This window comes from Sphaerisporangium sp. NPDC051017, assembly GCF_040683095.1.
GTDB lineage: Bacteria > Actinomycetota > Actinomycetes > Streptosporangiales > Streptosporangiaceae > Sphaerisporangium.
The window spans coordinates 1-14,096 of sequence record NZ_JBFBCI010000071.1 but is presented as its reverse complement, the minus strand read 5'-3'; the positions used below and the strand labels follow the sequence as shown (position 1 = coordinate 14,096).

Annotated in this window: 10 protein-coding genes, 2 tRNA genes and 3 pseudogenes; 11 read left to right on the top strand and 4 right to left on the bottom strand. The window is 66.6% G+C overall.

What is annotated here, in order from left to right; all coding sequences use genetic code 11:
- Nucleotides 1-240 precede the first annotated feature (240 nt).
- From AB0M95_RS35430 to AB0M95_RS35420, 3 genes are all read left to right on the top strand, one after another.
- Nucleotides 241-329 (top strand) — tRNA-Leu (locus AB0M95_RS35430).
- A gap of 309 nt (nucleotides 330-638) precedes the next feature.
- Nucleotides 639-905, top strand: a complete 267-nt coding sequence (locus AB0M95_RS35425; protein ID WP_363774416.1) for a hypothetical protein — start codon at nucleotides 639-641, stop codon at nucleotides 903-905.
- Entirely contained in the window at nucleotides 902-1,690 is a 789-nt protein-coding gene (locus AB0M95_RS35420; RefSeq protein ID WP_363774413.1) for a hypothetical protein, read from the top strand. The genes AB0M95_RS35425 and AB0M95_RS35420 overlap by 4 nt, the downstream gene beginning before the upstream one ends.
- 304 nt (nucleotides 1,691-1,994) lie before the next feature.
- Here the strand turns inward: AB0M95_RS35420 and AB0M95_RS35415 are convergent.
- Nucleotides 1,995-2,078 (bottom strand) — tRNA-Leu (locus tag AB0M95_RS35415).
- Nucleotides 2,079-2,236: 158 nt separating this feature from the next.
- Nucleotides 2,237-3,958, bottom strand: a complete 1,722-nt coding sequence (locus tag AB0M95_RS35410; RefSeq protein WP_363774410.1) for a hypothetical protein — start codon at nucleotides 3,956-3,958, stop codon at nucleotides 2,237-2,239.
- A gap of 252 nt (nucleotides 3,959-4,210) precedes the next feature.
- Here AB0M95_RS35410 and AB0M95_RS35405 point away from each other — a divergent pair, with 252 nt between their 5' ends.
- The 6 genes and pseudogenes from AB0M95_RS35405 (at nucleotide 4,211) to AB0M95_RS35380 (ending at nucleotide 12,389) form a co-directional block, all read left to right on the top strand.
- Nucleotides 4,211-5,212 carry an IS1380 family transposase gene (locus AB0M95_RS35405; protein WP_363774407.1) on the top strand — a complete coding sequence of 334 codons (1,002 nt, stop codon included), beginning with the start codon at nucleotides 4,211-4,213 and terminating at the stop codon, nucleotides 5,210-5,212.
- Nucleotides 5,213-5,263: 51 nt separating this feature from the next.
- Nucleotides 5,264-6,196: pseudogene (locus AB0M95_RS35400) on the top strand (IS3 family transposase); the annotation flags it as partial.
- 513 nt (nucleotides 6,197-6,709) lie between these two features.
- Complete coding sequence (locus AB0M95_RS35395; protein ID WP_363774404.1) at nucleotides 6,710-7,396, top strand: hypothetical protein; 687 nt, start codon at nucleotides 6,710-6,712, stop codon at nucleotides 7,394-7,396.
- Nucleotides 7,393-7,998: a hypothetical protein gene (locus tag AB0M95_RS35390; protein WP_363774401.1), complete on the top strand. Its 606-nt coding sequence runs from the start codon at nucleotides 7,393-7,395 to the stop codon at nucleotides 7,996-7,998. The genes AB0M95_RS35395 and AB0M95_RS35390 overlap by 4 nt, the downstream gene beginning before the upstream one ends.
- Nucleotides 7,999-8,417: 419 nt before the next feature.
- Nucleotides 8,418-8,840 carry a substrate-binding domain-containing protein gene (locus AB0M95_RS35385; protein ID WP_363774464.1) on the top strand — a complete coding sequence of 141 codons (423 nt, stop codon included), beginning with the start codon at nucleotides 8,418-8,420 and terminating at the stop codon, nucleotides 8,838-8,840.
- Between the two features lie 99 nt (nucleotides 8,841-8,939).
- The gene (locus AB0M95_RS35380) at nucleotides 8,940-12,389 is read left to right on the top strand and encodes a hypothetical protein (protein ID WP_363774398.1); all 3,450 of its coding nucleotides are present in this window, start codon (nucleotides 8,940-8,942) and stop codon (nucleotides 12,387-12,389) included.
- A gap of 47 nt (nucleotides 12,390-12,436) precedes the next feature.
- On the opposite strand, the gene AB0M95_RS35375 is transcribed toward AB0M95_RS35380, so the two are convergent.
- Nucleotides 12,437-12,697 (bottom strand): hypothetical protein, encoded by a 261-nt coding sequence (locus AB0M95_RS35375; RefSeq protein ID WP_363774395.1) that lies wholly within the window; start codon nucleotides 12,695-12,697, stop codon nucleotides 12,437-12,439.
- Nucleotides 12,698-12,768: 71 nt separating this feature from the next.
- Here AB0M95_RS35375 and AB0M95_RS35370 point away from each other — a divergent pair.
- Both AB0M95_RS35370 and AB0M95_RS35365 read left to right on the top strand, forming a co-directional pair.
- A pseudogene (locus AB0M95_RS35370) lies at nucleotides 12,769-13,020 on the top strand (IS5/IS1182 family transposase); the annotation flags it as partial.
- A 124-nt stretch (nucleotides 13,021-13,144) separates the two neighbouring features.
- Nucleotides 13,145-13,969, top strand: coding sequence for a TrmH family RNA methyltransferase (locus AB0M95_RS35365; RefSeq protein ID WP_363774392.1), 825 nt, complete (start codon nucleotides 13,145-13,147; stop codon nucleotides 13,967-13,969).
- A gap of 29 nt (nucleotides 13,970-13,998) precedes the next feature.
- Here AB0M95_RS35365 and AB0M95_RS35360 read toward each other — a convergent pair.
- Nucleotides 13,999-14,096, bottom strand: a pseudogene (locus AB0M95_RS35360) (IS5/IS1182 family transposase); the annotation flags it as partial.

The following is a 14,096-nucleotide window of genomic DNA, read 5'->3' as shown; positions in this document are numbered from 1 at the left end:
CCGCCGACCTGCCCGCGATCAGGTCCGTCCGCCGGCGACCACGCCCACCCGTCCTCCCGCCCACCACCCGCGACCACGCTTACCCCCGCGACGCCCACAGTCCTCCCCGCCCCCGGGCCCTCGCGGACACGTCCCTCCGCCCCCGGCGGCCGCCCGGATTCGCGGTATGACGCACTGCCCGGAGTTTGCTAACCTGGTGCAGCCGACGCGGGAAGACACTCCCGCGTGCAGGCACCACTCGTCCGGGTGGCGGAATAGGCAGACGCGCTAGCTTGAGGTGCTAGTGCCCTTTACGGGGCATGGGGGTTCAAGTCCCCCCTCGGACACCAGTACGTGGCAGGCCTGCTACATCAGAGGTATCAGTGGTCAAGTGGGCTCTACCACGGGCGGACGCCTGAGGTAGAGCCCGTTCGTGTGTCCGGGCCGGGGTTGTTCTGATGAGGGCCCGGACGGTGGCCCCGATCGTGCCGCCGGTGCTCCCGAGCACTGCGAAGGCCGGCAGTCCTGGCGGGGCATCTGTCGCGCGGGGACCATTGCCGCTCCCGTCGCTGATCTCCCGTCGCATGGCGTCCACCGTGTATGGGCTCTCAGCGGTCGATGATCGGGGCCGCGTCGCTGATCGCGTAATCATGCAGGCGTTGGGCTGGCCCGCTGGGCTACGCCTGGCCATCACCGAATCCGGCGGGATTCTCGCCGTGCTCCCCGACCCCGATGGGTCGTTTCAGGTCACCAACCAAGGCCACGTGAGAGTGCCGGTCCCGCTGCGCCACCGCTGCGCCCTGGCCGCTGGTGATCGCGTTCTCCTCGCCGCTGACCCGCTGCGGTCGCGCCTGTCCATCTACCCGCCCGCAGCACTCGACACCCTTCCATCCCAGCCCCTCGACCTGACGGGCGGCGCCCAATGACCACCACTACACCGCAACCCAGCGCCGCCGAGATCGACGCCGCGCGTCTGCTCTTGTCCCGGTTGGGGGTCTCCCCCGCCGATCTACTGGCGGCGGCCGAGGACCGTGCCCCGGCCCCGACGTTCACCGAGTACGTCCCCGTGGTCAGCGCCGCCGTTTCCGATGCGACCCGCCGCGTGTATGGCTCCTACTGGAACCGCGTAGTGGAGCATTGGGGGTCGCGGCGGATTGACGAGCCCACGCCGTCTGAGATTCAGCAGCTCGCCGAACACCGAAAGGCGAACCTGGTCATTCGGCGCAGCGCGCGGGGTGGGCACGCCGCAACCGAACATCTCATCTCGGCGTTGCGGTGTCTGTACCGGCACGCCGAAAACGACGGCGTCATCGCGCCCGGGATCAACCCGGCGCTGAAGGTACCCAAGCCGAGGCGTCAGCCCAGCATGCGGCGGGCGGTGCCGGACACGTGGCTAGCCGAAATCAACCACGTCGCCGCGACCACCGGCAACGACCCCGCGCTTGACACGCTTATCCTGCGAACCCACACCGAGACCGCGTGCCGCCGAGGCGGCGCCCTGGCTGTGCGCCCGAACGACCTTGACCCCGAACAGTGCCTCGTCCGGCTGCGGGAAAGGGTGGCTCCACGCGGTGGCAACCCGTGTCACCGACGCTCATGGCGCACCTACAACAACACGCCGAACAGCGCGGAGCGCCCCCAAATGGACAGCTACTGCGCTACGCCGATGGTCGACCGATCAGCTCACGCCGTTACGACCATCTGTGGGTGAGGATCGGCAAACACCTACCGTGGGTCGCGGCCCAGCAGATCAGCGCCCACTGGTTACGGCACGACCACACTCACCTGGGTGGAAAGGAATTTCGGCTACGCCATCGCACGCGCCTACGCCGGGCATACCGACTCAGCAAACGCAGGCGTAACCGCGACCTACGTCCGCGCCGACCTACCCGAAGTAGCCGCAGCACTCGCCGCCCTCACAGGCGAACCCCACCCACTCGCCACACACTGAAACCGCCCTCAAACACGTGTGTGCCCCGGCAAAACAACTGCCGGGGCACACACGTATTCATTAGTGCCCGAGGCGGGAGTCGAACCCGCACGCCCGCTAGGGCACCAGATCCTAAGTCTGGCGCGTCTGCCAATTCCGCCACTCGGACATGGCCAGTCCAGAGGATATCTGACGCTTAATGGACAGCGCCATTCGACGGGCCACACATGTCGCCCTTCACGCGAACGCAGGCTTGGCGGAGTTTGTACTCGCTCCGATAGAAAACACGATTGGCCGTTAGGGCTTCCGCTTGGCGATCTTCTTGGGTTACCTTTCGTCGCCGTCCGTTGAGCCCTCTTCGTTGATCCGTGACGCATCTCCCATGAGGGCCGTGAGCGCGGCAAGGCAGGCGGTGGCGCGACTTACCACCGATTCGAAGGCTTCGATGTTGGAGAGGCCGGAAATTTCTAGCGCCGCCCGGACTTTGGGGGCACGAGATCCGGCGAGATGCGCAATTCCTCCACCGGAACGGAAGTCATACAGTTCACGCAGGATTGCTGTGATGTTCGAGGTATCGCCGAGATCTTCGGCGTAGCGCTGAAGAAGTTGCAAGGATCTCTCGCCCTTCTCGACGGTCTTTAGATGCGCCTTCAGTGGTGCGGGGTCGATGGCGTCAACTAGAGCTTTGGTCAGGACGAGCAGTGGCCCGCCGAGGGAGGCTGGATCGTTATTCAGCGGACCGATCAGAGAGTCGAATTCGGCCCCGATGTCACCGGTGAGGGGTTTCCAGATCGGCGCACCTAGTAGCTTGGCCGAGGTGTCGGCCGCTGCGGCGCGCGCCCGTTGCAGATCGCCGACGACGTTCTTTGAGCTGGCCCATTGGTTTAGGAAGTCGCGACGGTAGCGGCCTTCGTCCATTTCGCCTTCGGGTGGCACGTTGTGGGTCCGCCAGTGTCCCCACTCGTCTGAGGGAAGACTTTGCCCGAGGTCGCCTAGGTAGACCTCGACGAGGCCCGCGCTGTTGAAGGAGATGTCCAGACCCCACAGGTCCAGGCACGACAACCGTGAAGCGGAGAGTCGATATCGACTCGGCTCGGCGGCGTACGGTTGGAGCACTTCGCGCTTGAAGTAGGCGGGCGTCAAGAAGTGAAGCCGGGTACCGTCCTTGTCGAAGTAGGTTCCGAGTTGGTCCGGGTCGCAAGTGTGCGTGAGCGGCTGGCCGGTTTCAGGGTCCATGGCATAGATGAACGTCGGGTAGTCACGATCCTGGGCTCTCTCCTCGAAACGAGGGGCACGGGAATTTCTTAGCCCGCCGATCAGGTATTGCCCCAGCAGTCGAGAGAACGCCGGCCGGTCGCCCATCGAGGGCTCGTGTACGGCGTGAAAGTCAATGTGTGCCCACTCGTTCCTGAATGTGTCGTCGACTCGTTCAAATTCTGGATCGTTGGTTTTCGGAACCAAGTCAAGCTGAACAATCGCTTGCCGCTTGTACGCTGCAAGAAACTGGCGAAACTCAAGCGCCCGAACTTCAACCTTCCAGGCGCCTTCCGAGATTTCCCACCGAACGAGGTCTTGGTCTCGCCCCGCGCGGTTGAGGTACATCCAACCCGAGCCGGTTGGGACGGCATCAAAATACCACAAGAATGGAAGACTGATCTCTACCACTGGCATTGGCGAACCGCTGGGGCGCCGCACGTGGACAAAGAATTCAACGCGGACGCTCCTGTCCGTTTCTTCCAAGCCGTTGTCGAATCGTCCGTCGTCCCAAATGCTGACTTTACCCAAGTCGCGGCCGGCCCACGTCGTGGTTTCCAGCGCTTCGGAGGCTTGCTCAGTGTTGACTAGAACGCAGCCCCTGCCGCCGTGCTTCGCTTCTGTGAAGAAGTGCTCCTCGACGACCAGCCATCCTGATGGGTTGTTGGTTACAACTCGCAGATCATCGAGCAACCACAACGCGGCCGGGTAGTCGCCGGCAGGCTTAGACCACAGGTTGGCGAGCGTGTCTCCCCTCGGCGGTTCGAGGTACCCGGGGATCGAGGGCATACTCATGCTCCAAGAGTAGAGCCAAGCCCTGACTCCCCTCAGCGATCCACCGGGCCCACACCCCGCCCAAGCCGTGGCAGCGCGTGGGCCTCTGCTGGGACGGCCGCGAACACCCAGTACACGACGTCATTGGACTAACCTCGCGCTTTCACCGAGGAGAACGTCTGGTTGATCGTTTAGAAGCGAAAATTGCCTTGAACTGGGAGGATTGGACTTGCTGAGGGTCCTGTCCACGCCATTTCGAAAGGCACTTTTCCGATGCAGTCTATCGGTCGTCGCTCCAAGATCGTGGTGTCTTCGGACGGCAAGGGCTTGGTCGGCCAGGCCGGCGGCTTGCTGCTGGTGGAAGCGCTGAGGGTGACCGGCCTGGACAACGGCCTGTCGCAAGCGTTGGAACGGTGGCGTGCACCGCGAGCGATCCACGATCCCGGAAAGATCGTGGCCGACCTCGCCCTGACACTCGCGTTGGGCGGGGACTGCCCCGACATCGCGGTGTTACGGTCCGCACCGGAGTTGTACGGGCCGGTGCCCTCCGATCCCACGGTGTCACAGCTGGTCAAGACCCTTGCTGATGCGGGACCCAAGGCGTTGCGGGGGATCCGCGCCGCCCGCGCGGCGGCACGGGCCAGGGCCTGGACACTGGCGGGTGACCGGGCTCCCGGGGCGGACGGCACGCTGATCCCGGTGGACCTGGACGCGACGATCGTGATCGCGCATTCCGACAAGCAGCACGCGGCTCCGACCTGGAAACACACCTACGGCTTTCACCCGATGACCGCGTTCATCGACCACGGTCAGGGCGGGACGGGAGAGGCCGCCGCCCTGCTGCGCCGCGGGAACGCCGGGTCCAACACCGCCGCCGACCACATCACCGCCGGACGGCCCGGTCTCAACCAGATACCGGTCCACCTGCACAAACAGGTACTGATCCGGACCGACTCGGGGGGCGGCACACACGCCTTCCTCGACTGGGTGACCGCCCGGCGCCTGAAGTACTCCATCGGGTTCAACCTCACCGGCGACATCTGCTCCGCAATCCTCGACCTGCCCGAGGAGGTGTGGGAGGTCGCCTACGACGCCGACCGGCAACCCCGTGACGGCGCATGGGTCGCCGAACTTACCGGCATGCTCGATGTGTCGTCCTGGCCCAAGGGCATGCGGGTCATCGTCCGCAAGGAACGCCCTCACCCCGGCGCGCAGCTACGCTTCACCGACATCGACGGCACAAAGGATCGCCGAGCTCGAGCGCGAGAATCGTGAATTGCGGCGGGCGAATGAGATCCTGAAGGCCGCAAGCGCTTATTTCGCCCGGGAACTCGATCCGAAACTGCCGCGCTAGTCGAGTTCATCGATTCCCACCGGGACCGGTTCGGTGCCGAGCCGATCTGTGCCGCCCTGGGGTGTGCGCCGTCGACATATTGGGCGGCGAAGAAACGCGAGCTGGTTCCGTCGGCTCGTGCGGTGCGTGACCAGCAGCTGAAAAAGGAGATCGTGCGGGTGTGGGAAGGCTCGGGCCGGCGGGTGTACGGGGCGCGGAAGGTGTGGGCGCAGCTGAACCGTGAGGGTGTCGAGGTGGCCAGGTGCGCGGTGGAGCGGCTGATGCGTGAGCTGGGCATCGCCGGGGTGTGCGCGGTCCGTAAGCGGCCCGCCACCACGGTGGCGGGCGTGGATCGGCCGGGTGATCTGCTGGAACGGGACTTCACCGCGGACGTGCCGGACTGCCGGTGGGTCGCGGACATCACGTATGTGGACACTGCTGCCGGGTGGGTGTACGCCGCGTTCGTGCAGGATCTGTTCTCCCGGGCCATCGTCGGATGGCAGGTCGCCGATCACCTGGCGGCGGATTTGGCATTGGACGCGCTGGAAATGGCGATCTGGTCGCGTGGCGGCATTGATGGTGGCCTTGTTCACCATAGCGACCGCGGTGTGCAGTACACCTCGATCCGGTACGCCGAGCGGCTGGATCAGATCGGTGCGGCCCGTTCGGTCGGCAGTAAGGGCGATTCCTTCGACAACGCCGCCGCTGAGTCGCTCAACAGCCTCTATAAGAAGGAGCTCATCGATTTCCGTGGAGGCTGGAAAAATGTGATTGATGTGACGATCGCCATAATGGAATGGGTGGCGTGGTACAACACCGAAAGGCTACATTCTTACTGCGGGAACATTCCCCCGCTAGAGTACGAGGAAGCGTTCCACCGGTCACGCGGCACAGCACCCGTGTCGGTCGAGAACCAGTTGATCTAGCCTCCAACTTCGCCGGGGCGGTCCAAGCGTCCCATCCCCGGTCTGCGCACCGACGGCGAACGCGGCACCCATCGGCGGGGTGAGATGGTGCTGGGTCCAGGCGACGAATGCCCGCGCGGTCTGGATCGTCACCGGTGAAATCACCAGCCGGCGATTCTCCGAACGCTCCGGGCTGTTCAGGCCCTCGCGCTTGTTGACGATTGTCTGGTTCTCATTCCTGCTTTCCATCGTGTTGTCGGGACACGTTTCTCCGGATGCGTACGCCGGTCTGGTCCGCTGGACGGTCCGAAGGCGCATGACCAGGACAGCAGGGGCCTCAGAGACTACTCAGAGAGCTAACCCTCAGATCAGGCTCTGAGGCGAGCGGCCAAATCTCTGAACAGTGCAGAGATCGCGAACGGCGGGCTATGAGAAATCTCTGAAGCGGAGCTCTGAATCAGCTCTGAGCAAATTCTGAGGCGGTGCGTACACCGGTTTCGAGACCAACGGATTCCTCTCGGACTGGAGCAGAAAATGAGCGCCGATCCCGTCACCGGTTCACCGCTGGACACCGCGGAGACCTCGTTCCGGCTGCTGGCGACCGGGCCGAGTGCCCTGGCCCTGGACTGCACCGCGCTCGCCCCCGGCCTCCCCAGGGGCGAGGTGAACCTGCTGGAGCTCCGCATGCTGCTTACCGCCCGGCACGTCACCCACGACACCCGCGACGCCGTCTGGCGGGAACTCGTCATCCGGTCGCGGGAGCGCAAAGGCGCCTGGACGATCGCCGCCGTCGGCATGGCAATGCCAGCCCTCCGCATGATCGCCGCATCGCTGACCCGCGACCTCCCCTGCGGCGACCCTGCCGACGTCGACTCCGAGATCCTGGCCGGCTACCTGCAAACCCTGCGCCGACTGGACATCGACGCCCCTGGCATGCGCCCCCGGCTGTGCCAGGCGGCCCGGTACGCGGGCGAGCGCACCGTACGGCACATCGTCTCCCAGGCCGAGCGGCGGCAACCCCCGGACGAGTCGCCTCCCCCGCCACGCCCCCTTAACCGGCCCCACCCCGACCTGGTGCTGCTCGACGCGGTGACCTCAGGCGTGCTCAGCGAACTGGACGCCGAACTGATCCTCCTGACCCGGCTGGGCGACCTGCCGCCGCGGCAGTCGACTGGCACGACGCCCCCGGCACCCACTGCCTCATCCACAGCAGGACGGTGAGCTCGGTGGAGGTCGTACGGCGAAGTCGACAGGCGCAGGGCATGACGTGGGCGGTGTATGTCGGCATCCCGCCGGCGTTTCTCGTACTCGTCCTGATGATCAGCGCCGCAGCCGACAGCGAGACCTTCAACTGGCAGGCCGGACTGATCCCGCTCGGGGTGCTCGTCGTCGGCTGGTTCTACCGGCAGCGGAGCCGGTATCGCCCGACCCGATGGGCGAGCGCCGGTGCGATGACCGGCGGCGTCACCGGCCTGTTCACCGTGTTCTACACGATCGTCCTCGACGGGTCTGAGGTCCTGTTCCTGCCGGGGGCGGTGGTCGGCGGGCTGATCGGCTACGGCATCGGCTGGTACGGCGAGCGCACGCTGATGTACCCGATCACGCCGGAGCTCGCGGACACGCCGTACGTCCTCACCTTCCGGATGCGCGGCGGGGCGAGGCTGCGACTGGTCCTCGACGACCGCACCATCAGCCTCCAGACGAGCATCCGGATCAGAACCGCCGAAGGCGACAGCACGAGTATGCGCGCTACGACGTACCTCCTGACCGCCGTCGAGGGAACGAGCGACGTCATGCTCTCCGGCGCCGTGCAGCTCACCTAACCCCTCGCAACCGACAAACCACCCCTCAGCAGGCCCGGCCCCGCCCTGCTCCTCCGCGCTGGCGGAGCCGACTGGACCCTCCCACACGACGACGCCACGATCCTCGCGCAGCTCATCACCCGCCGCGCCGACGCGCGTGAACACGCTACGAACGAGCGGTGAGCAGATCCGTCATCGAGCTGTTGTGGAAGCGGGGAGTGAGCCGGGGAGCGGAATGACGATCGCGGTCGAGCAGTTGGGGGTCCGGCCGGCCCGCCGGTCGTGATCGACGGCTGGCGTACGTCGATGCGTGTGTGAGTGAAGCTGACTGCTCTGTACTGTTTAGCGTTAAAACTTCAGGCTCTGGGTCGACCCCTTGACGGCGCAGGGAGGACTCACTAGCTTGCTGCCAGACTTTTTAGGTCTTTTTAACGTTAAATATCTGGCTAGGGGATGGCGATGGTTCCGCAGCACACGTCTCGGGGGCCCGCGCCGCATGGGCATGTGACGTTGGTGCAGGTGGCACAGCGGGCGGGGGTGTCGGCGCAGTCGGTGTCGAATGCCTTGAACACCCCCCCGCCACCGCACTGGTCCGCGCGTCCGACACGCTCGCGCTCGGCGTGATGCGCGCCCTGCACGAGCGCGGCCTGCGGCCCGGGGTCGACGTCGCGATCACCGGGTACGACGACTCGCCGACCGCCGCCCTGGTGAGTCCGGGCCTGACCACGCTCCGCCAGCCGATCGACGAGGTCGGCCGGCACCTGATCCAGGCCGTCGACCACTTGATGGCCGGCGATCCCCGCGACCTACAACACGTACTGCTGGAACCGGAGCTGATCGTCCGCGGCTCCAGCCTCCCCTGACCCGCACCCGCGAGCCGTAGTACCGACCGAACTCCCGGCACGCGCCCGAGTCGCTGCTCCGGCGCGCGTCACTGTGCCAACCGCCTGAAGGGACACAAGATGAGAGCCGGACCCAGAGTGCTCGCGGCCGTCGCCGCTGGGGCACTCGTGGTGACCGCAGTGGTCTCCACCTCCGCAGCTTCGGCGGCAGCGCCGCCGGCCGACCCGTTCGTGGTGAACGTCGAGAACCTCCCGAGCGGCCGCGCGAACGCCGGCGCCATGGACCTGACCACGTACGGCGACCTGGACTGGGTGCATGTCACCGGGTCCGGCGTCGACCGCAAGGCCGGGACACCGTCGATCACCGTCGACGACCTGAACCCCGTCGGCGGCCGGACCCAGCTGAGCGACAGCCCGGTCGCGTTCGGCTGGTCCGACGGTGCCGCACCGACCTCGGCATCGGGCGTCACCACCGGCGGTGTCTTCAACTACGACACCACGACCGTCGGTGACACGACCGCCCACGACGCCGGCTACCGGATCACGGTGCCCGCCGCGGCCTCGCCACGGCGCCTGGTGTTCGTGGGTGGGATCTGGCAGGCCACCGGCGCCGTCACCGTCGCAGCGGCCGACGGCAGCGGTACGGCGTACACCACGCCGATCACCGCCGGCGGGACAGCGGCCGTGAAGCGCTACAGCGTGACCATCCGCCCGGGTGAAGGCGTCGTGGTCACGGCCAAGTTCGCCTCCAAGCTCCAGGCGGCCGGGAACCTGTCGCTGTCCGCCGCCGCACTCTCGCTGGTCAAATCCGCGGCCGACCCGAGCCTGACCGCGACCGCCGCACCGGTCTCGATGAACCTGACCGTCGACGGCCCGAACGACTGGCTGCACCTCGACGGCTCGACGGTGAACCGCCGTACGGGCGTCCCGGACTCGACGCCCCGGCTGGCAGTCACGAACCGGCAGGCCGGCGGCGCGATCGGCGCCCAGAACGACAACCCGGTCAGCTACTCGTGGACGAACGGTACGCCGACCGCGGCCGAGCCGGGCACGCGTCACGGCGGCATCTTCTTCGCCGACGGCGCGAGCCAGAACGTCGACCTGACCGCGCCGTACGGCTACGACCTCACCGTCCCGGCCGCGGCCGAAGGCCGTACGGTGCGCTTCGTCTCCGGCGCCTGGCGCGCCACGGCGAAGATCTCGGTCTACCTCAACGGTGCGACCACGCCGACGTTCGTGAGTACGGATCTGGTCAGCACCGACGCCTCGGTCACCAGGATGTTCGACCTCACCCTCGGCGCCGGCGACTCCGCCAAGATCAGTGCGCAACTGCTCCGTAAGACGAACGGCTCCGGCAACGTCACCCTCGCGGGCGTGGCCCAGGCGAGTACGTCGGCCGACGGCTACCGCCGCCTCACCCAGGACCTGCTCACCCAGGCCGGTGCCGCCGACGTGTACGCCGCGACCGCGACCGCGCAGAAGCAGCTGTACAGCGAGATCACCTCGGCCAAGTCGACCCTCGCGAACAACTCGGCCCAGCGCGACGAGCTGCGGCTGTCGTACCTGTTGCTCAAGGCAGCCTTCGACGAGGCCGTGTCGTCGGCGGCCAACGCCGAGTACACCAGCGTGACCAACCCGGGGCTCACCTCGTCGTTCGGCTGGGAGGGCGACCTGAACGCGCCGATCGCGTTCATCGACGGCAGCTACCGGCTGCGCAGCCGGGGCAACGCGATGATCACCTTCGGGGTCCCGAACATCCCGGGCAAGATCAAGTGGTACAACGCCGAGGGCTACCTGCCGGCGTTCGTCAGTGAGTACGCCAAGGACGGCCTCGACCTGAAGGTGCAGAACTTCGCCGACCTGGTCGTTGTCGGCGGCAACCGCTTCGAGGTCGCGTACTCGCGGATGACGGTCACCAACACGACCGCGAAGCAGGCACGGCTGCCCCGGGTCTCGAACCAGCTGACCCCGCTGACCGCGGCGGCCGACCCGGCCGTGACGACGATCGACGCCGGCCAGACCGTGGTCCGCGACTACGCGGTCGCCGCCGACCGGTTCGACGGCACGTACGACTGGCCGACCGCGACACAGCTGCAGCAGCTCGGTGGCCTCGACCAGCACTACGCCCACATGCGCCGGTACTGGAACACCCGGCTGTCGGCGATCGCGGACATCACCGACCTGCCCGACAAGCGGCTGATCAACGCGTACAAGGCCGGCTACATCTACACGCTGATCATCCGCGACGACGTCAACGGTGAGAAGCAGTTGCACGTCGGCGAGAACGGGTACGACACGATGTTCGACCACGACACGATCGGCATCGTGTCGACGCTGCTGACGATCGGCGACTTCACGTACGCGAAGGACTACCTGTCCACGCTGCCGGCACAGCTGCAGTACGACGACGCGAAGTGGAAGTACAGCTGGCCGTACGCCCTGTACCTGCAGCGCACCGGTGACAAGGACTTCGTCCGCAGCCGGTTCGAGACGATCAAGAAGAACACGCACACGATCGAGACCGACCGGATCGACGGCGGCAAGGGGATCATCAAGCAGACCGACGCGATCGACTCGCGCGGGTACTGGACGATCGACAACTGGTCGGCGCTCACTGGTCTGACCACCTACCGGTACCTGGCCACGGCGCTCGGCGAGACCGACGAGGCGGCGTGGGCGAAGGCGGAGTACGACGACCTGCTGAAGGTCGCGACCGACCGGATCGACCAGACCATGCAGCAGTACGGGCTGGACTACATCCCGATCTCGATGGTCGAGCCGAACGAGACCGGTCCGCGCAAGGACCCGCGGGACGCGAACTGGGCCTCGATGTTCCTGTTCGGCCGGTGGGCCTGGGACGGCTACCTGTTCGGCGCCGAGCAGACCGGCACGATGATCGACAAGATCGACGCCACCTACACGCACGGTTTCGACCGGCGTAAGGACATCTCGGACTCGATCTACAACTTCGGCGGCTACCCGCACGGGTACTTCTCCAGCGCGTACAACGCCGGGTACGGCAGTTCCGCGCTGCGCGGTGAGCAGTACCGGGACCTGGGGATCAAGGCCTACCAGTACATGATCGACAAGGCGATGAGCGGTCCGTTCGGCTGGTGGGAGGGCGTCGACTACCCGAGCGCGAGCTCGCCGTGGGACATCGACCACGCCCGGGGCGGCGGCGGTTCGAACCAGCACATGTGGGGTCAGTCGACCGCCACCAAGGTGCTGTTCGACTCGCTGATCGCCGAGAAGTCGGACGGGTCGCTGATCATCGGCCGTGGCGTACCGAACGAGTGGCTCCGGACCGGCCAGAAGATCGGGCTCGACCGGTACCCGGTGCAGAGCGGCGGCCGGGTCGGCTACCAGCTGAAGACGGCCGGCAAGGCGGTGCTGATCAAGTTCAGCGGTGACGTGTCGGACGTCGCGGCGTACAGCGTCGAGCTGCCGGCGTTGCGGGACAACATCGTGAACGTGTCGGCCAAGGGTGCGGTCGTCGACCAGAAGGCCGGTACGGTCCGGGTTCCGGCCAGCACCAAGAACCTGACGATCGTCCTGCGGCACACCGTCTAGCAGAGCCGACGACGGCCCCGGACCCGACGGTCCGGGGCCGTCTGCCGTTACTGGGCGGCCTTGGTGAACTCGGTGGTGTACGTCTTGCCGAGGTCGATCTTCGACTTGTTCGCCTTGACCGTGTCGCTGAAGGTACCGAGCACGTCGAGCACCGTCTCGGGGCCGCCCGCCGGCATCACGCCGTCGGTGGTGAACATCGGCGACGAGTCCTTGATCGACTGGATGTACAGCGCCTTGTCGTCACCGGCGTAGTCGGCCGGCATCTTGTCCGCGATCTCCGCGGCGGATTGCGTGGAGATCCACTTCATAGCTTCCCGTGATCATCGACCAAGATAAACAGGTCAAACTGCGCTGCAGCCGACAGCCGTTCGGCAAGCTCGGTCACCACGACCACGACAAGTACCGCCGCCTGGTCCGGGAGTTGCAGATCCGGCCGCTGATCGCCCGCCGTGGCACCGAGCACGGATCTGGCCTGGGCAAACAGCGATGGGACGTCGAACAGACCTTCGCCCTGTCGCATGCCTTCCGGCGGCTGCGCATCCGCTGGGAGATCCGCGCCGACATCCACGAAGCCTTCGTCAGGCTCGACTGTGCACTGATCTGCTGGCGACGCCTCACCTCATTGCGTTAGGAGCTCTAAGGGGAAGTGTGGCGCGCGACCTCCGGGACTGCTTTCTGAGAAATGGAATCAGCCACTAGGTCGTGGTGTGGGAAACTGCGCGTTTGCTGGTGGAAGACGAAGATTGGGGCGTCGGGTGGGGGGTGTGCTGCGGGTTTCGCGGCCCAACGCGCAGTTTCAGCAGTGGGAGGCGCTGTTGCGGAACCGGAACAGGCGGCAGCGGGCGGGGGAGTTTCTGGTGCAGGGCGTCCGGCCGATCAGTCTGGCGGTGGAGCGCGGCTGGCCGGTGCGGGCGCTGATTTATGACGCTGAGCGGCCGTTGTCGCGGTGGGCGGCCGGGATGCTGGAGCGGGCCGGGGCCGACCGGGTGGCGATGGCGCCCGAGTTGCTGCGCCAGCTGAGCGGCAAGGAGCAGGAGGTCCCCGAACTGGTGGCGGTGGTGGCGCTGCCGACCGATGATCTGTCGCGGATCGCGGTGGTGCCGTCATTCGTGGGAGTGGTCTTTGACCGGCCGACCGGGCCGGGCAACATCGGCACGTTGGTGCGTTCGGTCGATGCGTTCGGCGGCGGGGGGCTGATCGTCACCGGGCATGCCGCTGATCCGTACGATCCCAAGGCGGTGCGCGCCTCCACCGGGTCGCTGCTGGCGGTGCCGGTGGTCCGCGTCCGCTCGCACCGCGAGGTGCTGGAGTGGGTGCACCGGGAGCGGGCGGCCGGTCATCGGCTGAGCGTGGTCGGCACCGACGAGAACGGCGCCGCCGACATCGCCGAGGTCGACCTGACCGGCCCCACACTGCTGGTGATCGGGAACGAGACCTCCGGGCTGAGCGCGGGCTGGCGGGAGGGCTGCGACGTCATGGCACAGATCCCGATCGGTGGCGCGGCCAGTTCGCTGAACGCCGCATGCGCCGCCACGGTGGCGCTGTACGAGGCCGCCCGCCAGCGTGGCCGCCGGTCTTAGAACTCCTAACAAAGTGAGAGGTTGACCAGTCAGCGCCAGCAGATGATGCCGCAGGCCAGGCTGAGGAAGGCCTCGTGGATGTCGTCGCGGATCTCCCAGCGGATGCGCAGCCGGCGGAACCAGTGCA